The 21,742-nt window shown below is 71.9% G+C and carries 26 protein-coding genes and 1 pseudogene; 12 read left to right on the forward strand and 15 right to left on the reverse strand.

Going from position 1 to position 21,742, the window contains the following annotated elements; genetic code table 11:
* The first annotated feature begins 26 nt into the window (after nucleotides 1-26).
* Nucleotides 27-344 (forward strand): oxidoreductase, encoded by a 318-nt coding sequence (locus ACRAKH_RS07635; RefSeq protein WP_380723754.1) that lies wholly within the window; start codon nucleotides 27-29, stop codon nucleotides 342-344.
* Here the strand turns inward: ACRAKH_RS07635 and ACRAKH_RS07640 are convergent.
* Nucleotides 341-904, reverse strand: coding sequence for a TetR/AcrR family transcriptional regulator (locus ACRAKH_RS07640; protein WP_380723755.1), 564 nt, complete (start codon nucleotides 902-904; stop codon nucleotides 341-343). The two genes, ACRAKH_RS07635 and ACRAKH_RS07640, sit on opposite strands and share 4 nt — an antisense overlap.
* Nucleotides 905-954: 50 nt before the next feature.
* Between ACRAKH_RS07640 and ACRAKH_RS07645 the strand changes: the two genes are divergently transcribed.
* On the forward strand, nucleotides 955-1,563 hold the full coding sequence (locus tag ACRAKH_RS07645) for an NAD(P)-dependent oxidoreductase (protein WP_380723756.1): 609 nt from the start codon (nucleotides 955-957) through the stop codon (nucleotides 1,561-1,563).
* A 45-nt stretch (nucleotides 1,564-1,608) separates the two neighbouring features.
* Here ACRAKH_RS07645 and ACRAKH_RS07650 read toward each other — a convergent pair whose 3' ends face one another.
* Nucleotides 1,609-3,105, reverse strand: a complete 1,497-nt coding sequence (locus tag ACRAKH_RS07650; protein WP_380723757.1) for a leucyl aminopeptidase — start codon at nucleotides 3,103-3,105, stop codon at nucleotides 1,609-1,611.
* Nucleotides 3,106-3,300: 195 nt separating this feature from the next.
* On the opposite strand from ACRAKH_RS07650, the gene ACRAKH_RS07655 reads away from it, so the two are divergent.
* Nucleotides 3,301-4,512: an APC family permease gene (locus ACRAKH_RS07655; RefSeq protein WP_380723758.1), complete on the forward strand. Its 1,212-nt coding sequence runs from the start codon at nucleotides 3,301-3,303 to the stop codon at nucleotides 4,510-4,512.
* Between the two features lie 75 nt (nucleotides 4,513-4,587).
* On the forward strand, nucleotides 4,588-5,688 hold the full coding sequence (locus tag ACRAKH_RS07660; RefSeq protein ID WP_380723759.1) for a branched-chain amino acid aminotransferase: 1,101 nt from the start codon (nucleotides 4,588-4,590) through the stop codon (nucleotides 5,686-5,688).
* A 31-nt stretch (nucleotides 5,689-5,719) separates the two neighbouring features.
* Here ACRAKH_RS07660 and cobS read toward each other — a convergent pair whose 3' ends face one another.
* From cobS to cobU, 3 genes are read right to left on the reverse strand one after another with little or no spacing between them, the layout of a single operon-like run.
* A complete protein-coding gene (cobS, locus tag ACRAKH_RS07665) occupies nucleotides 5,720-6,418 on the reverse strand; it encodes an adenosylcobinamide-GDP ribazoletransferase (RefSeq protein ID WP_380723760.1) in 699 nt (232 codons plus the stop codon).
* Nucleotides 6,418-7,455 carry a nicotinate-nucleotide--dimethylbenzimidazole phosphoribosyltransferase gene (cobT, locus tag ACRAKH_RS07670; RefSeq protein WP_380723761.1) on the reverse strand — a complete coding sequence of 346 codons (1,038 nt, stop codon included), beginning with the start codon at nucleotides 7,453-7,455 and terminating at the stop codon, nucleotides 6,418-6,420. Before cobT ends, cobS begins: the two co-directional genes overlap by 1 nt.
* On the reverse strand, nucleotides 7,452-8,009 hold the full coding sequence (gene cobU / locus ACRAKH_RS07675; protein WP_380723762.1) for a bifunctional adenosylcobinamide kinase/adenosylcobinamide-phosphate guanylyltransferase: 558 nt from the start codon (nucleotides 8,007-8,009) through the stop codon (nucleotides 7,452-7,454). The genes cobT and cobU overlap by 4 nt, the downstream gene beginning before the upstream one ends.
* A gap of 77 nt (nucleotides 8,010-8,086) precedes the next feature.
* On the opposite strand from cobU, the gene ACRAKH_RS07680 reads away from it, so the two are divergent.
* Both ACRAKH_RS07680 and ACRAKH_RS07685 read left to right on the forward strand, forming a co-directional pair.
* Nucleotides 8,087-8,287: a hypothetical protein gene (locus ACRAKH_RS07680; RefSeq protein ID WP_380723763.1), complete on the forward strand. Its 201-nt coding sequence runs from the start codon at nucleotides 8,087-8,089 to the stop codon at nucleotides 8,285-8,287.
* Nucleotides 8,288-8,339: 52 nt separating this feature from the next.
* Nucleotides 8,340-8,777, forward strand: coding sequence for a hypothetical protein (locus ACRAKH_RS07685; protein WP_380723764.1), 438 nt, complete (start codon nucleotides 8,340-8,342; stop codon nucleotides 8,775-8,777).
* A gap of 37 nt (nucleotides 8,778-8,814) precedes the next feature.
* Here the strand turns inward: ACRAKH_RS07685 and ACRAKH_RS07690 are convergent.
* The 3 genes and pseudogenes from ACRAKH_RS07690 to ACRAKH_RS07700 all read right to left on the reverse strand — a co-directional run.
* Nucleotides 8,815-8,964: pseudogene (locus tag ACRAKH_RS07690) on the reverse strand (HEAT repeat domain-containing protein); the annotation flags it as partial.
* A 150-nt stretch (nucleotides 8,965-9,114) separates the two neighbouring features.
* Nucleotides 9,115-10,101, reverse strand: coding sequence for an aldo/keto reductase family protein (locus ACRAKH_RS07695; protein WP_380723765.1), 987 nt, complete (start codon nucleotides 10,099-10,101; stop codon nucleotides 9,115-9,117).
* 92 nt (nucleotides 10,102-10,193) lie between these two features.
* Nucleotides 10,194-10,829 carry a DUF3043 domain-containing protein gene (locus ACRAKH_RS07700; protein ID WP_380723766.1) on the reverse strand — a complete coding sequence of 212 codons (636 nt, stop codon included), beginning with the start codon at nucleotides 10,827-10,829 and terminating at the stop codon, nucleotides 10,194-10,196.
* Nucleotides 10,830-10,871: 42 nt separating this feature from the next.
* On the opposite strand from ACRAKH_RS07700, the gene ACRAKH_RS07705 reads away from it, so the two are divergent.
* Together ACRAKH_RS07705 and ACRAKH_RS07710 are read left to right on the forward strand one after the other, a co-directional pair.
* The gene (locus tag ACRAKH_RS07705; protein WP_447009706.1) at nucleotides 10,872-11,885 is read left to right on the forward strand and encodes a glycerate kinase family protein; all 1,014 of its coding nucleotides are present in this window, start codon (nucleotides 10,872-10,874) and stop codon (nucleotides 11,883-11,885) included.
* 91 nt (nucleotides 11,886-11,976) lie between these two features.
* Nucleotides 11,977-12,351: a HesB/IscA family protein gene (locus tag ACRAKH_RS07710; RefSeq protein ID WP_380723768.1), complete on the forward strand. Its 375-nt coding sequence runs from the start codon at nucleotides 11,977-11,979 to the stop codon at nucleotides 12,349-12,351.
* A 91-nt stretch (nucleotides 12,352-12,442) separates the two neighbouring features.
* Here ACRAKH_RS07710 and ACRAKH_RS07715 read toward each other — a convergent pair whose 3' ends face one another.
* Both ACRAKH_RS07715 and ACRAKH_RS07720 read right to left on the reverse strand, forming a co-directional pair.
* The gene (locus ACRAKH_RS07715) at nucleotides 12,443-12,613 is read right to left on the reverse strand and encodes a hypothetical protein (RefSeq protein ID WP_380723769.1); all 171 of its coding nucleotides are present in this window, start codon (nucleotides 12,611-12,613) and stop codon (nucleotides 12,443-12,445) included.
* A 73-nt stretch (nucleotides 12,614-12,686) separates the two neighbouring features.
* Nucleotides 12,687-13,871, reverse strand: coding sequence for an MFS transporter (locus ACRAKH_RS07720; protein WP_380723770.1), 1,185 nt, complete (start codon nucleotides 13,869-13,871; stop codon nucleotides 12,687-12,689).
* A gap of 81 nt (nucleotides 13,872-13,952) precedes the next feature.
* Between ACRAKH_RS07720 and ACRAKH_RS07725 the strand changes: the two genes are divergently transcribed.
* On the forward strand, nucleotides 13,953-14,423 hold the full coding sequence (locus tag ACRAKH_RS07725) for a MerR family transcriptional regulator (RefSeq protein ID WP_447009707.1): 471 nt from the start codon (nucleotides 13,953-13,955) through the stop codon (nucleotides 14,421-14,423).
* A 63-nt stretch (nucleotides 14,424-14,486) separates the two neighbouring features.
* Here the strand turns inward: ACRAKH_RS07725 and asnB are convergent, their stop codons facing one another.
* Nucleotides 14,487-16,415 (reverse strand): asparagine synthase (glutamine-hydrolyzing), encoded by a 1,929-nt coding sequence (asnB, locus tag ACRAKH_RS07730; protein WP_380723772.1) that lies wholly within the window; start codon nucleotides 16,413-16,415, stop codon nucleotides 14,487-14,489.
* A 207-nt stretch (nucleotides 16,416-16,622) separates the two neighbouring features.
* Here asnB and ctaC point away from each other — a divergent pair, with 207 nt between their 5' ends.
* Nucleotides 16,623-17,555 carry an aa3-type cytochrome oxidase subunit II gene (gene ctaC, locus ACRAKH_RS07735; protein ID WP_380723773.1) on the forward strand — a complete coding sequence of 311 codons (933 nt, stop codon included), beginning with the start codon at nucleotides 16,623-16,625 and terminating at the stop codon, nucleotides 17,553-17,555.
* Nucleotides 17,556-17,567: 12 nt separating this feature from the next.
* Nucleotides 17,568-17,984 carry a cytochrome c oxidase subunit 4 gene (locus ACRAKH_RS07740; protein WP_380723774.1) on the forward strand — a complete coding sequence of 139 codons (417 nt, stop codon included), beginning with the start codon at nucleotides 17,568-17,570 and terminating at the stop codon, nucleotides 17,982-17,984.
* 71 nt (nucleotides 17,985-18,055) lie between these two features.
* Here ACRAKH_RS07740 and ACRAKH_RS07745 read toward each other — a convergent pair whose 3' ends face one another.
* The 4 genes from ACRAKH_RS07745 to ACRAKH_RS07760 form a co-directional block, all read right to left on the reverse strand.
* The gene (locus tag ACRAKH_RS07745; RefSeq protein ID WP_380723775.1) at nucleotides 18,056-18,721 is read right to left on the reverse strand and encodes a lysophospholipid acyltransferase family protein; all 666 of its coding nucleotides are present in this window, start codon (nucleotides 18,719-18,721) and stop codon (nucleotides 18,056-18,058) included.
* A 375-nt stretch (nucleotides 18,722-19,096) separates the two neighbouring features.
* Nucleotides 19,097-20,155, reverse strand: coding sequence for an anthranilate phosphoribosyltransferase (trpD, locus tag ACRAKH_RS07750; protein ID WP_380723776.1), 1,059 nt, complete (start codon nucleotides 20,153-20,155; stop codon nucleotides 19,097-19,099).
* A complete protein-coding gene (locus ACRAKH_RS07755; protein WP_380723777.1) occupies nucleotides 20,152-20,562 on the reverse strand; it encodes a hypothetical protein in 411 nt (136 codons plus the stop codon). The genes trpD and ACRAKH_RS07755 overlap by 4 nt, the downstream gene beginning before the upstream one ends.
* A 50-nt stretch (nucleotides 20,563-20,612) precedes the next feature.
* Nucleotides 20,613-21,005: a hypothetical protein gene (locus ACRAKH_RS07760; RefSeq protein ID WP_380723778.1), complete on the reverse strand. Its 393-nt coding sequence runs from the start codon at nucleotides 21,003-21,005 to the stop codon at nucleotides 20,613-20,615.
* 84 nt (nucleotides 21,006-21,089) lie between these two features.
* Between ACRAKH_RS07760 and ctaE the strand changes: the two genes are divergently transcribed.
* Nucleotides 21,090-21,698 (forward strand): aa3-type cytochrome oxidase subunit III, encoded by a 609-nt coding sequence (ctaE, locus tag ACRAKH_RS07765; RefSeq protein ID WP_380723779.1) that lies wholly within the window; start codon nucleotides 21,090-21,092, stop codon nucleotides 21,696-21,698.
* The last annotated feature ends 44 nt before the right edge of the window (nucleotides 21,699-21,742 follow it).

Consider the following 21,742-nt stretch of genomic DNA (forward strand, 5'->3'; position numbering starts at 1 on the left):
GAGAAGTCCTGGCAGGAGGTGGCCCGGTGGGCCTGTTCGACCGTTTCCGCAGGAAGCAGCGCCCCGGTGTGTTGCGATCGGCCACGTCCACGGACACCGGCCACCTGGAGCAGTGGGCCGCCGCGCGCCGGGGTGTCGAGGCGTACGTCGAGCCGAAGACGACCGTGACGGAGACCACGGTCGTGTTCGTGGCGCACGACGGCGAGTGGACGCGCCGCCGGATCGACGGCGTCGAGGGCGCGAAGCGGCTGGCGAAGAAGCTCGGCATCCCGATCTACGACGCGGGGATCGTCGGCTACCCGAAGCGGATGCGCGAGTACTCCCGGCGCAAGAACCAGGGTTAGCCGAGGCCGGTCCACAGCGTGCCGACCAACGCCTCGGGGTCGGTCGGCCAGTCCGTGAAGAAGCCGAGGAACGCCTGGTAGTGGCACGCGCCGAGGAGCAGGTCGGCGGCCGATCCGGGGTCCATGCCCGCCGGCAGCCTGCCCAGGTCCCGCTCCGCCTCCAGGTACTCGGCGAGCGTCCGCGGCAGGACTCCGGGACCGGTGCCGTGCGCCTTCAGCGCGTCGCGGTGCGCGGCGAGCAGCGTCGGCTCGGAGAAGATCGACGCGGCGATCGGGAACGTCTCGACGTAGAACGCGATCGCGGCCCGCGCGATGTCGACCAACGTCGCGCGCACGTCGCCGCGGCCCGCCTCCAGGCCGTGCAGCAGGGTCCGCAGGTCGCTCGGCGCGCGTTCCCTCAGCACGGCCAGGAACAGGTCGGTCTTGTCCGCGAAGTGCTTGTACAGGGCCGCTTCCGAGAAGCCCGCCGCCTTGGCGATCTCCTTCGTGGTCGCCCGCGCGAGCCCTTTGGTGCGCATGACGTGGGCCGCCGCGTCGAGCATGAGGTCCCGGGTGGTCATGGGGTTATCCTAGGTGGTTAGTGAGCACTCACCAACCGAAGGGCGCGCGCATGAGGATCACGGTTCTGGGAGCCGGCGGCGGCACCGGCTCGAAGATCGTCGAGCTGGCCCGGGAGGCGGGCCACGAGGTCACCGCGATCGTCCGGACGCGCAACGGCCGCGACGCGGTGGCCGACGTGATGGACCCCGACTCGATCGGCCCGCACCTCGCCGGCGCGGACGCCGTCGTGTCGGCCATCGGCGCGCGATCGGTGCGCAAGCCGACGTCCGTGCAGACCGACAGCACGAAGGCGTTGGTCGTGGCCATGAAGGCGCACGGGGTGCGCAGGCTCGTCGTCGTCAGCAACAGCGGCATGATCACCGACGGTGACGACGCGCTGACGCGCTACCTGGTGAAGCCGATCCTGCGCCGGGTGCTCAGGCATCCGTGGGGTGACATGGCGCGGATGGAGGACGTCGTGCGCGCGAGCGGTCTGGAGTGGACGATCGCCCGTCCGCCGCGGCTGACCGACGGGCCGCGCACGGACACGTTCCGCACCGCCGTCGACACCACCGTGCGCGGCGGCTCGACGGTGTCCCGGGCCGACCTGGCGGCGCTGGTGCTGCGCTGCCTGGCCGACCCGGGGACCGCGGGCAAGGCGATCAGCCTCGCGTACTGACTCGTGCGGGGCTGACCGGTGGTGTGCTGACCGGTGGCGTGCCGGTCAGCCGTTGGCCGCGATGTCGGCCAGCACCGCCGCCAGGGTGCGGACCGGGACGCCGGTGCCGCCCTTGGTGGTGTAGCCGTACGGGGCGCCGGTGTGGAACGACGGCCCGGCCACGTCGATGTGCGCCCAGGTCACGCCCTCGGCGACGAACTCGCGCAGGAACACGCCCGCGGTGAGCATGCCGCCGAACCGGTGCCCGGCCACGTTCGCGAGGTCCGCGACGCGCGAGTCGAGGTCGCCGCGCAGCTCGTCGGGCAGCGGCATGGCCCACGCCTGCTCGCCCACCGCGCGCCCGAGCGCGGCGACGCGGTCGCGGAAGTCCTCCGTGCCCATGACGCCGGCGGTGCGCTTGCCGAGCGCCACGACCTGCGCGCCGGTCAGCGTGGACGTCTCGATCAGGTAGTCCGGGGCGTCCTCGCAGGCGCGCACGATCGCGTCGGACAGGATCAACCGGCCCTCGGCGTCGGTGTTGAGCACCTCGACGGTCTTGCCGCCGTACATGGTGAGCACGTCGCCGGGCCGGTAGGCGGTGCCGGACGGCATGTTCTCCGCCATCGGCGCCCACGCGGTCACCTCGAGCGGGAACTTCAGCTTCGCGGCCAGCACGACGGTGGCGATCACGGCCGCCGCGCCGCCCATGTCCGAGGTCATCTCGTCCATGCCCGCGGCGGGCTTGATGGAGATGCCGCCGGTGTCGAACGTGATGCCCTTGCCGACCAGCGCGACCTTCTTGCCCGCCTTCGGGCCGCGGTAGGTGATGCGGACCAGGCGCGGGGGACGGCTGGAGCCGCCGCCGACGCCGAGGATGCCGCCGAAGCCCTGCTTGCGCAGCGCCTTCTCGTCGAGCACCTCGACCTCGAGGCCCTCGGCCTTGGCCAGCGCCGCGGCGCGCTCCGCGAACGACGCGGGGAACAGGTCGTTCGGCGGGGTGTTGACGAAGTCGCGGGTCGTGGTGACGGCCTCGGCGATCGCCGTGGACGCCTTCACCGTCGCCCGGTGCGCCCTGGCGTTGCCCTCGGCGGGCGTGACGAGGTCGACGCGCGCGACGGGGCCGTTGCCCTTGTCGGACTTGTAGGCCGTGAACGAGTACGCGCCCATGACGGTGCCCTCGACGGCGGGGCCGAGGTGCAGCGCGGACAGCGTGGTGACGACGCGCTTCTTGCCGCCCAGCGCGCGGGCGGCGGCGCCGGACGCGCGGCGGACCTGGTCCTCGCCGACCGAGCCGTCGTCGGCGGGCTTGCCGAGGCCGACGGCGAGCACGACCGGCGCGCCCAGCCTGCCCAGCGTCGGGACGGTGACGACCTCCTCGGCCTTCCCGGTCGCGCCGACGGCGGCGAGCACGTCGGCCAGCGTGCCGTCGAACGCGGCGTTCACCGCCTCGGAGGCGCCCGCGAGGGCGAGGCCGTCCGCGCCCTGGAGTGTGCCCACCACCACGGCGTCGGCGGCGGTGCTGCTCAGGTCACTGTCGGTGATGGCCAGTTTCGGCGCGGTCACTGCGGCTCCTTGACGAGGTCCTCCCGGCGCTTCCTGGTCTTGCGGCGGGATCGGGGTGGATCGTGACGAATGCTAAAGGTGCCGTTCACACACTTGACCGTCGCACCGTCGATAGCACCGAGTAACAATTAACACGAACGAGGGTCGTCCCACCGGGCGTTAGCGGTCACCCGATCCATCTGCGACTGTGTACCGGTGACAATCACGCCCCGTGCCGGGGCCGTGGTGCTCGCCCTCGGCGCGACGCTGGGGGCCGGTGTGTTCACCGGATTCGCCCCGGCGGCGGCCCTCGCGGGCCCCTGGTTGCTGCCCGGAGTGGTCCTGGCTGCCGTGACGGCCCTGTGCTGCGCGTTCTCCACCGCCGACCAGCACCGCGCCTACCCGGACGCCCCCGGCGGCTACGCCTACATCCGCAACCAGCTCGGGCCGTGGCCCGCGCGCATCGGCGCGAGCGCGCACCTCGTCGGCAGGGCGGGCGTCGCCGCCGCGCTGGCCGGGATGTTCGGCGCGTACGTGGTTCCCGACCACCGGGTGATGGCCGCGTTGTGCCTGATAGCGGTGACGGTGGCGCTGAGCGCGGCGGGGGTCCGGTGGAGCACGGGGCTGAGCGTGGCGGCGACCGCCGTGGTGCTCGGCGTGCTCGTGCTGGTCGTGCTCGTGTGCTTCTCGGTCGCGCCGCCGGACAACAGCGCCGTGGCCGAACCGGCGTCCGGACCGGGCTTCGACGGCCTCATGGGCGCGTCCCTGCTGCTGTTCACGGCGTTCGTCGGGTTCGAGCGGATCACCGCGCCGAGGCCCGGTGACCAGGTGTTCTCCGCCCGGGTGCTGCACTTCGCCGTCCCCGCGGTGATCGGTGTCGTGCTGCTGGTCGCCTTGGGCGTCGGCGCGGCGGTGCTGCGGCAGCTGGGCGCGGCCCGCCTGGCGCTCAGCCCCGCCCCGCTGCGGGACGCGCTGGTCGTCGCGGACGGCCGCTGGCTCCTGCCGCTGCTCGGGTTCGGCGCGGCGGTGGCCGCCGTGTCGTCGCTGTGGTTCGTGCTGGCCTCGTCCCGGCGCACGCTGGTCGGCATGACCGAGACCGGCGACCTGCCCCCGATCCGCGCCGGCTGGCCGCTGGACGTGGTGAGCGCCGCGCTCGCCGTCCTCGCCGTGGTGGCGCTCCCGCCGTCCACCGCGCTGGCCGTGGGCGCGTGCGGCACCGCGTTCTACTACGGCTTCACGAACGCCTCGGCGCGCGTGCTGCTGCAAGAGGACCGGACGTGGCCCATGCGCACCGCGTGCCTCGGCCTCGGCCTGTCCGTCCTGCTCGCCATGAGCGCGCCCGCCGACGCGCTCGTGATCACCGGAGCGGCGCTCGCGCTGGGTACCGGGCTGATCGCGCTGGGTCGGCTCCGGCAGCCCGTCGGTTGACCCGTCCGGATGGTCGGAGGTCCGAGGGTCGGGACAGCGATTTTCCGACGTCCCAGTGGCGGCTATCGTGCTGCCATGACGACCGCGTTGCCTTTCACCCGGACCCCCAACCCGCAGCCGGCGACCCCGGAGCGCGTTGCGGAGGTACTCGCCAAGCCGGGCTTCGGGCAGCACTTCACCGACCACATGGTGACGATCCGCTGGAACCGCGAGCAGGGCTGGCACGACGCCGTCGTCGAGCCCTACCACTCGCTGGAGCTGGACCCGGCGGCAATGGTGCTGCACTACGGCCAGGCGATCTTCGAAGGGCTCAAGGCGTACCGCCAGCCCGACGGCTCGATCGCGTCCTTCCGCCCCGAGGCGAACGCCGAGCGCTTCCGCGCGTCGGCCCGCCGGTTGGCGATGCCCGAACTGCCCGACGACCTGTTCCTCGGCTCGATCCGGGAACTGCTGGCCGTCGACGCGCGGTGGGTGCCGTCGATCCCCGAGGAGTCGCTGTACCTGCGGCCGTTCCTCTACGCCACCGAGAAGGGCCTCGGCGTGCGGCCGGCGACCGAGTACCTGTACGTGCTCATCGCCTCGCCCGCCGGCTCGTACTTCGCGGGCGGCCTGAAGCCGGTGACGGTGTGGCTGTCGACCGAGTACGTGCGCGCGGCGCCCGGCGGCACCGGCGCGGCGAAGTTCGCGGGCAACTACGCGGCGTCCCTGGTGGCGCAGGCGCAGGCCGCCGAGCAGGGCTGCGACCAGGTCGTCTGGCTGGACGCGGTGGAGCGCCGGTGGGTCGAGGAGATGGGCGGGATGAACCTGTTCTTCGTCCTCGGCTCCGGTGACGACGCCCGCGTGGTGACGCCGGAGCTGTCCGGCGCGCTGCTGCCCGGCATCACCCGCGACTCGCTGCTGCGGTTGGCGGCCGACTTCGGCTACGCGGTCGAGGAGCGCCGGATCTCCACCGAGGAGTGGGAGAAGAAGGCCGAGTCGGGCGAGCTGACCGAGGTGTTCGCCTGCGGCACCGCCGCGGTGATCACGCCGGTCGGGCACGTGAAGCACGCGGACGGCGAGTTCAGCGTTTCCGGCGGCCGCACGGGCGACGTGACGATGAGGCTGCGCAACCACCTGACGGGCATCCAGCAGGGCCAGGTCGCCGACCCCCACGGCTGGATGACGAAGATCGACTAGGCGCCGGGCGCCACCCTCGCCGCGCTGCCCGTCACAGGGACAGCACGACCAGCACGGTGAGGGTGGCCGTCTCGCAGGCCGCGCCCAGCACGTCGCCGGTGATCCCGCCGAACCGCCGACGCGTGTGCCTGACCAGCAACAACACCAGTGCGGCCGCCAGGGCGACGGCGAGCGGACCGTGCCACGGGTGCACGAGGAACCCCGCCGCGGCCAGGGCCGCCCACCACGCCGCCGCGGCCCACACCGGCTGGCTGCCCGCCACCAGCGCGCCCAGCCCTTCCGGCCGTGCGGCGGGCACCCCGCGCAGGCAGCACAGCACGAACGCGGCCCGTCCCGCCGTCAGGGCGAGCAGCACAGCTCCCCAGTGGACGGTCGGGAACGCGGCGGCCTCCGCGCCCAGCACGACGATCAGCGCCACCACCGCGAACGGCCCCGCGCCACCGTCCTTCATCACGGCCAGCGCGCGCTCCGGCGGCCCGTAGCAGCCCAGGCCGTCGGCCGTGTCGGCCAAGCCGTCGAGGTGCATCCCGCGCGTCGCCAACGCCAGGAACCCCACGACCAGGAACCCGGCCACCAGGTCCGGCAGCGGCACGTGGAGCAGCCCGACGACCGCCGCGCCCAGCAGCAGGCCCACCAGCGGCGCAAGGGAGATCGCCCGCCGTGCCGCCCGCGCGTCGACCTCGCCGACCCGCACGGGCAGCACGGTCAGCCACGACAGCGCCAGCCGCATCAGGCGGGTCCGGAGACGCCCGCGCTGTCGAAGGTCGCCATCTCGGCCAGGATGCGGGTCGCCATCACGACCAGCGGCAGCGCCGCCACCGCGCCGGAACCCTCGCCGAGCCGCAGGTCGAACTCCAGCAACGGCTCCAGGCCCAGGTGCCCCAGCGCCAACGCGTGCGCGGGCTCGGCGGACTTGTGCCCGGCCACCCACCACTCGCGCGCGCCGGGCGCCAGCTCCTCGGCGACCACGGCCGCCGCGCCGACCACCACGCCGTCCAGGATCACCGGCGTCTTCCGCACCGCCGCCTGCGCCAGGAACCCGGCCATCGCGGCGATGTCCGCGCCCGACGCGGTGGCCAGCAGCGCCAGGGGGTCGTTGATCACCGGCCGGGCGCGGCGCAGCGCGTCCCGGATCGCCGCCGTCTTGCGCATCCAGCCCTGGTCGTCGATGCCCGTGCCGCGGCCGACCACGGCCACCGGCTCCGAGCCCGTCAGCGCCGCGATCAGCACCGCCGCCGGCGTCGTGTTGCCGATGCCCATGTCGCCCGCGATGAGCAGGTCCGCGCCGCCGTCCACCTCGTCGTCCACGAGCTTGCGGCCGACCTCGACGGCCTTCACGGCCTCTTCGGGCGTCAACGCGTCCTCGCGGTCGATGGACCCCGAGCCGCGCCGCACCTTGACGTCGCCGACCGGCGTGTCCGAGTCGACCGCCACGTCCACCACGCGCACCGTCGCGCCCGCCACGTTCGCCAGCACGTTCACCGCCGCGCCGCCCGCGAGGAAGTTCGCCACCATCTGGCCGGTGACCTCGCTCGGGTACGCCGACACGCCGTGCCGCGCCACCCCGTGGTCGCCCGCGAACACCACCACGCGCGGCCGGGTGAACGGCCGCGGCGGGCACTCGCCCTGGCACGCCGCCACCCAGGCGCCCAGCTCCTCCAGCCGGCCCAGCGACCCGACGGGCTTGGTCAGCACGGCGTGCCGGGCGATCGCCTGGCCGCGCACGTCCTCGTTCGGCGGCTCGACGGGCGGGAACTCGATGGTCACCGACTACCTCCGGCTTCGCGCAGTCGCAGTGGGATTCCGGCGACGACCAGCAGCACCTCGTCGCACACCTCGGCCAGCCGCGCGTTGAGCGAACCGAGGTGATCGCGGAAGAGCCTGCCAGAGTGGGTGGCGGGCACGACGCCGAGCCCGACCTCCGCCGACACCAGGACCAACCGGCTGCGCGTCCGCGAGACCGCCCGGACGAGCGCCGAGCACTCCGCCTCCACCTGCCCTATGCCGTGGCCCTCCCACGCGCCCGCGTCGTCCAGCACGCCGTTGAGCCAGGTCGCGACGTCGTCCACCAGGATCGGCGGGTCGCTCTCGCTGGTCGCGGTGAGCAGGGCGATCAGGTCATTCGGCGCCGGCGCCTCGACCGTGGTCCACGTGGCCGGCCGGCGGGCGACGTGCTGGGCGATCCGCAGCTCCCAGTCGGCGTCGTCGGGGTAGCGGCGGGCCGTGGCGACGTACGTCACGACGTCGTCCGTGAGCAGCCCCTCCGCGTGCGCCGACTTGCCCGAACGAGCGCCGCCCAGCACCAGTGTCCGACGCGTCACACCGCACTCCATCTGTTCCAGGAGGACATAGCCTGACCGGGAACGTTACCCGGCGCGCACAGCGGGAGGTGATCGTCGTGGAGTACCGGTGGCGGTACCAGGACCAGCAGGGGCGTGAGGTGGACGGCCCGCACGTCGCGTTCGCCGACCAGACCGAGGCGGAGGACTGGTTCGGCTCGGCGTGGGTCGAGCTGCGGGAGGCGGGCGTCGCCCAGGTGACGCTCCTGCGCAGCGAGTCGGAGGTCTACGGCCCGATGTCCCTCGCCCCGGCCGAGTAGACCGGGCCGATTTCGCGCGGCGCCGCCGCGGCGCCGTGGGTACCGTTTTCACGTGCCGAAGTTCACGTTCCAGCTGGACGTGCGGGACCCGCCGGCGAAGGTGATCGGCGCGATGGTCGATTTCTCCGAGCGCAGGCCGGCGATCTGGCCGAACCTCGCCCCGCACCTCTACCGGGTGCACGCGTTGGGCGCCGGCACCGCCGACGTGACGGAGGGCAGCGCGTTCCTCGGGCTGGAGGTGTGGGAGCGCGTCACCTACGAGTGGACGGACTCGGTCGTCCACTCGGTGATCACCGACGGCACGATCTTCGAACCGGGTGGCATGTTCGACTTCCGCGTCGAACCGCACGGGGACGGCAGCCGGATCAGCGTCGACTACCACCGGCGGTCGAAGACGCTGCTGGGGCGGTGCGCGGGCGCGATGTTGCAGCTGACCCGCGGCGCGCCGATCAAGCGCAGCTTCCGGGAGGTCTACGGCAAGCGGACCTGAGCCCCCGACGCGCGGGGGTCTGGTCAGCGGCTGTCGGTCAGTCGTCGGCGGGGGGAGTGGTCCGTCGCAGGGCGGCGGTGGCCGCGGAGCGGACGGCCGGGTGCGGGTCCAGCACGACCGTTGCCAGGCGGTCGGGCAGGTCGGCCGGGGAGAGGCGCCCGAGGGCGGTGGCGGCGTTGGCGCGGACCCGGGGGCGGGGTCGTTCAGGGCGTCCGTCAGCGGGGTGAGCGCTTCGGCGATCGGCAGCCGACCCAGGCCGGCGCGGGGAACGGCGATCGTCCGGAACGCGGAAGCCCCGCCCGGATAGTCCGAGCGGGGCTTCTCGACGTGAACCGCGTCAGGGGGTGACGGTGAAGCGCGGGTCGGTCTCGACCACGCCCTCCAGCACGTCGTCGATCTTCTTCAGCAGCTCCTCGTCCAGCTTCACGCCGGCGGCCTTGACGTTCTCGCGCACCTGCTCGGGGCGTGACGCGCCGATGATCGCGCTCGCCACGTTCGGGTTCTGCAGCACCCACGCCACCGACAGCTGGGCGAGCGAGAGCCCGGCCTCGTCGGCCAGCGGCTTGAGCCGCTGCACCTTCTCCAGCACCTCGTCGCGCAGGAAGCGCTGGATGAACTTCGAGCCGGTCTCGTCGGTCGCCCGCGAACCCTCGGGCACGGGCTGACCGGGCAGGTACTTGCCGGTCAGCACGCCCTGGGCGATGGGGGACCAGACGATCTGGCTGATGCCCTCGCGCTCGGACGTGGGCACGACCTGCGACTCGATGACCCGCCACAGCATCGAGTACTGCGGCTGGTTCGAGATGAACGGGACGTTCAGCTCACGGGCCAGCGCCGCGCCGCGCGCGATCTGGTCCGCGTTCCACTCGGACACGCCGATGTAGAGCGCCTTGCCCTGGCGGACGACGTCCGCGAAGGCGAGCATGGTCTCCTCCAGCGGCACGGACTTGTCGTACCGGTGCGCCTGGTAGAGGTCCACGTAGTCGGTCTGGAGCCGCTTCAGCGACCCGTCGATCGACTCCATGATGTGCTTGCGGCCGAGGCCCTTGTCGTTCGGACCGCCGGGGCCGGTCGGCCAGAAGACCTTCGTGAAGATCTCCAGCGACTCGCGGCGCTCGCCGGCCAGCGCCCGGCCCAGCACCGACTCCGCCTTCGTGTTGGCGTACACGTCGGCGGTGTCGAAGGTCGTGATGCCCTCGTCGAGCGCCGCCCGCACGCACGCGGTGGCCTGGTCCTCCTCGACCTGGGAGCCGTGGGTGAGCCAGTTGCCGTACGAGATCTCGCTGATGTTCAGGCCACTGCGGCCGAGGCGTCGGAACTCCATGTCACGAAGTCTAGTGACAACTCGTTCGGCAAGCTAATGAACTCCCCGTGACCCCGTGACCCCGTCGCCCGCGCACGCGGCCGCAGGCGTGGTCAGACCTTGTCGCCCGGGCTCACCCGCGGCTTGGGCACGCGCAGCCGGCGCAGCTGGCTGGCGCGGATGAACGAGTACCAGCCGATGGACAGGCCGCGGGTGGTGTCGTTCGGGAACTTCAGCCGCACCCGCCTGGCCACCAGCCGGCCGAGCACGAAGCCCTCGACGATCATCGCCAGCAGCATGAACGTGGTCAGCAGCGTCGCGTACTGCTGGACCGCGGGCATCGGCACGAGCAGCGCCACGAACACCAGGATCGCGAGCGGCATGAACAGGCCCATGAGGTTGCGCCGCGAGTCGACCACGTCGCGGATGTAGGCCTTCACCGGGCCGCGGTCGCGGGGCAGGAGGTACTTGTCCTCGCCCGCCATCATCCGCTGCCGGCGCTCCAGGTTGGCGGCGCGCCGCTCCTCCTTGGACACCTTGCTCCCGCGCGCCCGCTTCAACGCCTCGCGCTGCGTGCGGGGCGGCGGCGGGACGGGACCGCGTCGCTTGCCCTCCGCCTCACGCCGCTTCGGCGTGGGCCGCCCCTTGCCGGGGGTGCGCGACGGGTCGGCCGGGTTCACCTCCGCGGGAGCGTCCTCGGTGGTGGTGGACTCGGTGGCTTCGTCGGCGTTGCGGCGCAGGAACCTCACCGCACCAGAGTAGGAGATGCCCCGATAAGTACTGTTCGCGAGGTGCGAGTTGTTATTGCGCCGGACTGCTTCGGCGGAACGCTGACCGCGCGGGAAGTCGCCGAGGCCGTGGCCGAGGGCTGGCGCCGCACCGCTCCCGACGACGAGCTCCGGCTCCGACCGCTGGCCGACGGCGGCCCCGGTTTCGTGGACGTCCTGCACACCGCCCTGGGCGGCACGCTGCACCGGGTCACGGTCACCGGACCGCTCGGCACGCCCGTCGAGGCGCGGTGGCTGGAGCACGACGGGACCGCCTACGTCGAGTCCGCCCAGGCGTGCGGCCTGCACCTCATCCCGCCCGACCGGCGCCCCGAGACCGCCGAGACCGCCACCACGAGGGGCGTCGGCGAGCTGCTCAACGCCGCCCGCCACCTTCACACCATCGTGGTCGGCCTGGGCGGCTCGGGCACGACGGACGGCGGCGCGGGGCTGCGGGAGGCCGTCCAGCCCGTCACGGCCCGCCTGGTCGCCGCCGCCGACGTGGAGAACCCGCTGCTCGGCCCGCACGGCGCCGCGCGCACGTTCGGCCCGCAGAAGGGCGCGTCACCCGAGGCGGTGGAGCGGCTGGAGGCACGGCTGGCCGCGATGGACGAGCTGGCCGACGTGCGGGACCGGCCCGGCGCGGGCGCGGCCGGGGGTCTCGGCGCGGCGCTGATGGCCCTGGGCGCGACGGTGGCGTCCGGCGCGGGCCTGGTCCGCGAGCTGACCGGCCTCGACGCCGCGCTCGACCGGGCCGACCTGGTCGTCACCGGCGAGGGCAGCTTCGACTGGCAGTCGCTGCGCGGCAAGCTGGTGACGGCCGTGGCCGCCGGCGCGGCCGAGCGCGGCGTGCCGTGCGTGGTGCTGGCCGGGCAGGTCACCGTGGGCAGGCGCGAGGCGGCCGCGGCGGGTGTGCAGGACTCGTACGCGGTGGCCGAGCACGTCGGGTCGGTCGAGCGCAGCCTGGCGGACCCGGCGGGCACGCTGGCCGACCTGGCGGCGCACGTGGCGAGGCAGTGGTCACACCCCCGCCCCTGACGCCTGTGCGACCATGGGGGTCAGGAACAAAGCGGGTACTTCCCGTGTTTGCCCGGAATAGATGCCCGCAAAGGACCTCTGAGGGAGAGCCATGACGACCGCTCAGGACGCAGTCACCTCGACTCCTGACGCCCCGCCCACCCACGGCGTGACGCTGACCGACGCGGCGGCCGTGAAGGCCAAGGCGCTGCTCGACCAGGAGGGGCGCGACGACATGCACCTGCGCATCGCCGTCCAGCCCGGTGGTTGTGCGGGGCTGCGTTACCAGCTGTTCTTCGACGAGCGCACGCTCGACGGCGACGCGGTGCGCGACTTCGGCGGCATGAAGGTCGCCGTCGACCGCATGAGCGCCCCGTACGTCGAGGGCGCCGTGATCGACTTCGTGGACACGATCGAGAAGCAGGGCTTCACGATCGACAACCCGAACGCGGGCGGTTCGTGCGCGTGCGGCGACTCGTTCCACTGATCGACCACCGGTAACCGCAGGTCAGACGGGAAGGGCCCTCGCCGCGATGGCGAGGGCCCTTCCCGTTTTCGCGCGTCTCCGACGTCGGACGTCAGACGTAGGCGTCCAGGTCCGCCACCTGCGCGTAGTGGGCGTCGTCCACCTGCCACGGCGCCGCGGCGCGTGGCTCCGGCAGTCCGGTGGCCGCGCCGCGCAACTCCCGCGGCAGGGCGGTGCAGTCCTCGATCAGGTCGTCCAGCGTGTCCGCCTCGATGTTCGTCACCCCCGCGACCGTAGGCGCGGAAATGCCTTGACAAAAGCCCTACCGGACGGTAGCCGTCCGGTAGGGCCTCATCTCACGCGTGCGCGGCGAGCGGCGCCGTCGACGGTTGCGCCGGGGCCGCCGACCGCGCGGTCACCCTGCCGACCACCAGGGCCACCCCCACGCCGAGGATGGTCGACACGCCCCCCACGGTCCCGACCCACCGGAGGCCGAGCCCGCTCGTCAGGACCACGCCGCCGAGCATCGGGCCCAGCGCCGCCGCCACGTTGAACGCGGAGATGTTCACGGAGGCGACCAGCCCGGCCGCCTCGCCCACCTGCCCCATCAGGTAGGTGTGGATCAGCGGCCCCGCCGTGAACGCGCTCGCGCCCAGCACGAACACGCTGACCACGGCGGCCACCTTGCTCTCCAGCACCAGCCCCTGGGCGAGCAGCACCACGCCGAGCACGGCCAGCGGGACCGGCAGCACGCGGGCGATGCGCTGCGGCGGCACCTTGCCGGCGAGCGTGCTGCCGACCAGCGTGCCGAGGCCGTACACGAGCAGCACGCCGGTCACCCAGCCCGGCTCGAACCCGCTCACGTCCCGCAGCGCGGGCGCCACGTACGTGAACGCGGCGATCAGGCCGGTGAACGACAGGACCGTCGTGGTCAGGCCGAGCAGCACGGTCCGCCGGCCGAACGCGAACAGGCTGGCCCGGACGCCGGGGTCCGGCACGTGCGCGACCTTCGGCGTGCCGAGCACCACCCCCGCCAAGCTGATCGCGGTCAACGCGCTGACCAGCACGAACGACGCCCGCCAGCCGTAGTTCTGGCCGATGAGCGTGCCGAGCGGGATGCCCAGGATGGTGGACAGCGCGACGCCGTTGACGACCTTGGCGATGGCCGCGGTCTGCTTCTCGGGCGGCACGGCGGCGACGGCGATCTGGGACGCCACCGCGAAGAAGAGCCCCTGCGCGAGGGCGGCGACCATGCGCGCCGCCATCAGCAGGGTGTAGTCGTCGGCGAGGGCGCTGCCCACGGAGGCCACGAAGGCCAGCGCCATGACGGAGATCAGGAGGGTCCGGCGCGGGATGCGCCCGGTGAACACGGTCAGCACGGGTCCGCCGATGGCGACGGAGACGGCGTAAGCGGTCACCAGCAGGCCTGCGGTCGGCACGTCCACACCGAGATCGGCGGCGACCTCGGGCAGCACGCCGACGATGATGAACTCGGATGTCCCCACAGCGAATGCGCTGAGCATCAGGATGAAGGCGATCACGCGGACGACGCTAAAGTGTGACACTGACGTCAGGGTCAAGGTTGCGTGATCAAACCCTCTTGTGGGCGGGAGTGGGAATACGTGCTGATCGGGGAACTCGCGGAGAAGACCGGCACCACCGTGCGCATGCTGCGCTACTACGACCAGCAAGGCCTGCTGACGGCACAGCGCACCGAGACGCGCTACCGCGTCTACGACGAGTCCGATGTGGAACGGGTCCGGAGCGTGCGCTGCCTCATCGGCTCCGGCCTCAACGTGCGGCTGGCCCGGCTGGTGCTCGCGCACGCGTTCGACCAGGACGTCGAGCTGCCCGACGACGAGGCGGGCTGCGTGCCGCTGCTCGGCATGCTGCACGAGGAGCTGACGTCCGTCGACGCCCGCATCGAGCAGCTGGCGCGCACCAAGGAGCACCTGACCAAGCTGGTCGAGCACGTGGCCGGGATCATGGAGCAGAAGATCGGCAAGGACGCCGTCGACGAGTGCCGGGCCGACATCGCGGCCGGCGTCCACAGCAGCCGGGTCCGCGCCCGCGCCGGGCAGCACGCCGGCTGAACGGGCGTCCACCCACGACGAAGGCCCCCGGCACGCGTGCCGGGGGCCTTCGCGCTCAACGGGCTACAGCTTCACGGGGTAGTGCGGCTCGGGGATCGCCGGGCGGATGCGGCCCTCCACGAAGATCCCGTGCCAGATCATGAACACCAGCAGCGCCCAGATCCGCCTGCTGTGGTCCGCCACGCCCGACCGGTGCTCCTCGATGAGCCGCAGCACGGCGTTCTTGTCGAGGTACTCGTCGGTCTGCGACTGGCGCACGTGCTGCACCGCCCAGTCGTGCATCTCGTCCTTCAGCCAGTGCCGGATCGGCACCGGGAAGCCCAGCTTGCGCCGGTTCAGCACGTGCGCGGGCACGATGTCGCGGATCGCCCGGCGCAACGCGTGCTTGGTGGTCTCCCGGGTCAGCTTCAGCTCGGACGGCACCTGCGACGCGATCCGGAACACCTCGGGGTCCAGGAACGGCACCCGCAGCTCCAGCGAGTTCGCCATCGTCATCTTGTCGGCCTTGACCAGGATGTCGCCGCGCAGCCACGTGAACAGGTCGACGTGCTGCATGCGCGTCACCGGGTCCCAGCCCTCGGACTCCCGGTACACGTGCCCCGTGACGTCCTTGTGCGACACGTTCGGGTCGTACGTGCGCAGCACCTGCCGGATCTGGTCGTCCATGAAGATCCGCGCGTTGCCGTAGTAGCGCTCCTCCAGCGTGAGCGCGCCCCGCCGCAGCAGGTCCTTGCCGCGCACGCCCTGCGGGATCTTCGTCGACACCTTGCCCATGGCCTTGCGCAACGCGCCCGGCACCTTCTCGAACGGCGCCAGCGACAGCGGCTCCCGGTAGATCGTGTAGCCGCCGAACAGCTCGTCCGCGCCCTCGCCCGACAGCACCACCTTCACGTGCTCGCGCGCCTCGCGGGCGATGAACCACAGCGGCACCAGCGCCGGGTCCGCCACCGGGTCGTCCAGGTACCACGTGATCAGCGGCAGCGCGTCCATCATCTCCTGCGCCGTCACCGCCTTGACCACGTGCTTCACGCCGATCGCGGCGGCCGACTCGGCGGCCACGTCGATCTCCGAGTAGCCCTGCCGCTCGAACCCGGTGGTGAACGTGATCAGGTCCGGGTTGTGCTCCTTGGCCAGCGCCGCGACCACCGTCGAGTCGATGCCGCCGGACAGGAACGAGCCGACCGTCACGTCCGCCCGCATGTGCTTGGCCACCGAGTCGCGCAGCGCCTCGGTGATCTCGTCGTACAGCCGGTTCTCGTCCGCCTCGCCGCGCACGGCGCGCGGCCGGAACGTCGCCGGGAAGTATCGCTCGACGACCGGCTTGCCGCCCGGGACCAGCGTGAACGACGTGCCGGACTCGATGCGGTGGATCTCGCTCTGCAGCGACTCCGGCTCCGGCACGTACTGCAGGATCAGGTAGTGCTGGAGGGCCTTCTTGTCGACCTTCGGCATGATGCCGATCGTCGGCGCCAGCTCCAGCACCGACTTCTTCTCGCTGGAGAACGCCACGCCGCCCGGACCGGCCGCGTAGTACAGCGGCTTGATGCCGAACGGGTCGCGCGCGCCGAACACGACCCGCCGCGCCTTGTCCCAGATCAGGAACGCGAACATGCCGCGCAGCTTCGCCACCGCGGCCGGGCCCCAGTAGTGGTAGGCCGCGACGATCGTCTCGGTGTCGCCGTCCGTGGCGAACACCGCGCCGAACTGCTTGGTCAGCTCCGCGCGCAGCTCCACGTAGTTGTAGATCTCGCCGTTGAACAGGATCGCGTACCGGCCCTGCTGGTCGTGCGGCCCCCAGTGCAGGGGTTGGTGCGAGTGCTCGATGTCGATGATGGACAGCCGGTTGAAGCCGAAGACGACCTCACCGCCGTGCCAGGTGCCACTCTCGTCGGGGCCGCGGTGACGCATGCAGCGCAGGGCCCCCGCCACCGCCGAGCGCGCCCGCTCGGCCTCGTTCTCGCCAGGGCAAACCAGTCCTACCAGGCCACACACGCGGTAACACCTTTCGAGTCGTGTGGAGAAGAGTCCAGTATGCCGGTGGGCCGGTGTGTGACCGAAACTGCACCGCACGGGTGCGGCCCCCGAGGGGTGACGCGCGGTGCGCTGAGCTACGCTCCCGCATGATCCGGCGTGGGGCGCAATCCCGTCCCTGCCTGCGAGCTTTGGTAGCGGTTGAAGGCAACGAGGAGGCGGCGAGCAGTGGGCCTGAAGGAGGGCACCAGGGCAGCCCGGCTGGCGAAGGTCGGCGGGCTGGTCGGCCTGGTCGGCGTCGGGGCCACGGGTTGCTCCACGGAAGAGGTGCTGCGCTTCGGTTGGCCGGTGGCCGTGACGCCGCAGGCCGAGGCGATGCGCGAGCTGTGGACCTGGTCGGTCGTCGCGGCTCTCGCGGTCGGTGTGATCGTGTGGGGCCTGATCCTCTGGTCGATCGCGTTCCACCGCAAGAAGAGCGAGGAGCTGCCCCGTCAGGTCGCCTACAACCTGCCGCTGGAGCTCGTGCTGCTGGTCGTGCCGACGATCATCGTGGCGGTGTTGTTCTACTTCACGGCCGTGACGCAGAACTACGTCACGGACAAGTCGAAGACGCCCGACGTGACGGTCGACGTGATCGCGTTCCAGTGGAACTGGGAGTTCCAGTACCCCCAGCACAAGACCGAGACGTCCAACCTGCCGGTGAGCACCGTCGGCTCGTCCGGCGAGATCCCGCTGCTGGTCGTGCCGCAGGGCAAGTCGATCCGCTTCAACCTGCGGTCGACCGACGTCATCCACTCGTTCTTCGTGCCGGAGTTCCACTTCAAGCGGGACGTCTTCCCCGAGCCCGAGAAGAACAACCAGGACAACGCGTTCCAGATCGACCAGATCGACCGCACCGGGTCGTTCGTCGGCCGCTGCGCCGAGCTGTGCGGCGTCTACCACGCCGTGATGAACTTCGAGGTCAGGGCGCTCACGCCGGACGACTTCGACCGGTACATCGAGCTGCGCAAGTCCGCCAACCCGGTCACCGGTCAGCCGTACACGGCGGCCGAGGCGCTGACCGAGATGAACTGCGGCGAGCTGTGCACGCCGCACGCCGTGACGACCAAGCCCTTCGACACCGACCGGACCGTCCGCGAGGCGTCCGGCGGCGAGAAGTAGGAGGACGCTGCGATGAAGGTCGAAGCACGCATTTTTGACTTGGTGATGGCGTTCTCGTTCCTCATGGCCGTCGTGTACGGCTACTGGACCTGGGCGGACACCGGTTTCGTCGAGCCGACCGGCACGGTGGCGCTCGCGCTCACCGGCGGGCTGGCGCTCATCGTCGGCACGTACTTCCGGTTCGTCGCCCGGCGCATCGAGGTGCGGCCCGAGGACAACGCGGACGCCGAGGTCAGCGACGGCGCCGGTGAGCTGGGCTTCTTCAGCCCCGGCAGCTACTGGCCGATCGGCCTGGCGGCGGCCGCCGCGACGGCCGGCGTGGCGCTCGCGTTCTGGCACGTCTGGCTGCTGGTGATCGCGGTCGTGCTGGTGCTGATCGCCGTCGGCGGGCTCCTGTTCGAGTACCACACCGGTCCGAACCACGAGTGAGCTGAATCTCTTTCGGGGGGCCACCTTTCGGGGTGGCCCCCTTTCTTGTCGTTTCTTGTCGTTTCTTGTCGTTACGCGGCGTTGGAGTTCTGGTAGCGGTCGACGTAGTCCTGCCCGGACAGCTCCAGGATCTGGTAGACGATCTCGTCCGTGACCGAGCGGAGCACCGGCAGCGACTCCTGCATGCCCGCGTAGCGGTCGAAGCGGAGCGGCTTGCCGAAGCGGATCGTCACCGGGTGGATGCGGGGGAGCCTGCGGTCCACCGGCTGCACCCGGTCCGTGCCGATGAGGCCGACCGGGACGACCGGCGCGCCCGACTCCAGCGCCATGCGGGCCACGCCCGTGCGGCCGCGGTGGAGGTGGCCGTCCAGCGAGCGCGTGCCCTCCGGGTAGATGGCGAACGCGCCGCCTTGCGCCAGGATGTCCTTCGCGGTGTCCAGGGACGCCCTGGCGGCCCTACCGAGCCCGCGGCGTACCGGAACGTGGCCCAGGGAGCCGAAGAAGTAGCGGGAGAGGGCTCCCTTGACGCCGCGGCCCTCGAAGTACTCGGCCTTGGCGAGGAACGAGACGCGGCGCGGCACGACCATCGGGATCACGATGCTGTCGATGAACGACAGGTGGTTGGGCGCGAGGATCACCGGGCCGTCGGCGGGCACGTTCTCGAGGCCTTCGACGGTCGGCCGGTAGACCAGGCGCGCCGTGGGCGCCACCACTCGCTTCATCACCGTGTAGAGCATGGTCACAGCATGACCGGCCGCTGTTGCCCGGCGGTGAAAAGGTGGCCGTCATCTCGCGCCTCGTCGGCCGGGGTCCGCGGGTGGGTCGCGGCCGCCGCGAGCTGTCCACTTGTCCACAGCCGATCGCGGGTGTGCGGAGTTGTCCACAGATCGCGTACACGGCGCGGAGACTGTCGGCCTGGGCCGGCAGGATCAAAAACAGGGGTCCCCCTGGGCGGGGGACCCCTGTGGAGCACGCTTGGCGCGTTAGGCGAACCGCGCCCGAACCGAACTGCGCCGGCCGAATCGCGCCGGGACGACCTGACCGGGACGACCTGCGCCTGGACGACCTGGCCTGGCACGACCCGGCCCGGGGACCGGTCGGCCCGGTGGCGGCTAGCTCGCCAGGGTGGCCTTCAGCTCCGTCGACCGCGCCGCCCACCGCCGCAGCAGGTCGGCCGCCGCACCGCTGTCGACCGCCTCGGCGGCCCGGCCCATCGCGTTCGACAGGTCCGCGTGCAGGTCACCGGTCAGCCCGCTGTGGGCCGCGATCGCACCCGCCGCGTTCAGCAGCACCGCGTCACGCACCGCACCGGGCTTGCCCGCCACGAGCTCGCGCACGACCTCGGCGTTCACGGCGGCGTCACCGCCCTTGAGGTCGTCCGGCAGGGCCGTCGGGATGCCGAGCGCCGAAGGGTCGATTTGCTCGGTCCGCACCTGCCCGCCGTCGACCACCCACACCGACGTCGTGGTCGTCGTCGTGATCTCGTCCAGCCCGTCGTCACCGCGCACGACCAGCATGGTGTTGCCGCGGCGCGCGAACACGCCCGCCAGCAGCGGCGCGAAGGAGACCCTCGCGCAGCCGACCACGCCGACCTTGGGCTGGGCCGGGTTGGTCAGCGGCCCGAGCAGGTTGAACGACGTCGGGATGCCGATCTCGCGCCTCGGCCCGCCCGCGTGCCGGAAACCGGGGTGGAACACCGGCGCGAAGCAGAAGCCGATCCCCAGCTCTTCCGCGGTCTGCTGGACGCCGAGCGGGGGCAGGTCGATCGCCACGCCCAGCTCTTCCAGCACGTCCGCGGTGCCGCACTTGGACGACGCCGCGCGGTTGCCGTGCTTCACCACGGGGACGCCGGCGGCGGCGGTCACGAGGGCCGCCATCGTCGAGATGTTCACCGAACCGGAGTTGTCGCCGCCCGTGCCCACGATGTCCGCCGCGCGCACGTCCACCGTGAACCGGCGGGCGTGGTGCAGCATCATCGCGGCGATGCCGTCGACCTCCTCGGGCGTCTCGCCCTTGGCCCGCAGCGCGACCGCGAACGCGGCGATCTGCGCGGGCGTCGCCGCGCCGGACATGACCTGGTCCATCGCCCAGCCGGTGTCGTCCTGGGTGAGGTCGACGCGGTCGATCAGCTGGTTCAGCAGTAACGGCCACGTGCGGTCCACGGCGGTCACCCCCGTACGACGGGCAGGGCCATCGACCGCAGCACCTCGGCCACGGTCTCGGCGGCGGCCAGCGGGTCGAGCGGGTGCACGAGCACCGCGTCCGCCTGCGACCACGTCGCCAGCCAGCGGTCGTCCTTGCGGCGGACCGCGACGACGACCGGGGGGCAGTCGGTGATCTCGTTCTTCAGCTGCCGGGACAGGCCCATGCCGCCGGTGGGCTGCGCCTCGCCGTCGAGGATGGCCAGGTCGACCCGACCCTCGTCCATCTCGTACAGGACGTCGGCGACGGTGCCGGCCTCGACGTACTCGACGCGCCCCAGGTCCGGCGCGGGACGGCGCCCCACCGCAGTGATGATCGTCTCACGCACCTCGGGGCGGTGGCTGAACACCAGGATCCTGGTCGTCTGCGTGCTCATCTGCGCGTCCTCCGGCGGGTCGGGTGCCAGGTGGCGCCGATGTTATCTGGCTAACGTCCCGGGACTTGCAGTGCGTCCCACCCGATCCAGTCGCCGCCCAGTCGCTGGGCCAGGCTCGCCATCCGCGCGCGCTCCTGCGCGCACCCGAGGGCGTCGAGCGTCTGCACCCGCATCGCGTGCCAGCGGCCGTCGAACCGCAGCTCCCAGCCGTCCGGCGCGAGCAGTTCCCGGGCGCGTTCTACCTGGTCAGGCGGTAGGTCGAGGTGGTGTCGCAGCACCGCGGGCTCGTCCGGGCGCCACCGCGGCGACCGGGCCAGGGCGGCCGAGTCGGCCTCGGCGACGTCGAACGCCTCCACCACGACCGACAGGCCGGGTGAATCGATCTCCGGTGCGGGTACGCCCCGACGGGCACGTCGGTCACGCCACCGGCTCAACAACCCCATGAACGTCCTCACCGCCTGTGTGACCCAGATGACCTGCGCACGTGCCCCGGACCCGATGGGCGGAGCGAAAACCTGCAAGCAATAATGCGTCGTGTGACAACGGCAGCGCCCTCAATCGGCCAGCGCGTGCACTCGCTGAACCGCCCGAACATGGTCAGCGTCGGCACGATCGTCTGGCTGTCCAGTGAGCTCATGTTCTTCGCGGGGCTCTTCGCCATGTTCTTCACGGTGAAGGCCCAGAACGAAGGCCCGTGGCCCCCGGCACCGACGCACCTGAACGTGCCTTACGCACTGTTCTTCACGATCATCCTGGTGGCCTCGTCGTTCACGTGCCAGTGGGGCGTGTTCGCCGCGGAGCGGGGTGACGTGTTCGGCCTGCGCCGCTGGTACGTCGTGACGCTCATCATGGGCGCGATCTTCGTCGGCGGCCAGGCGTTCGAGTACGTGACGCTGGTCGGGGAGGGCACCACGATCCCCAGCTCGGCGTACGGCACCGTCTTCTACCTGACGACCGGCTTCCACGGCCTGCACGTGATCGGTGGTCTGATCGCGTTCGGCTACCTGCTGGTCCGCACGAAGCTGAGCAAGTTCACGCCCGCGCAGGCGACCTCCGCGATCGTCGTGTCGTACTACTGGCACTTCGTCGACGTCGTCTGGATCGGCTTGTTCGCCGTCATCTACATCGTGCCCTGACCAGCTCGAACCCCGAACTCACACCAGCAAGGGTTGCCGCACAC

The sequence above is a fragment of the Saccharothrix hoggarensis genome (assembly GCF_052936025.1).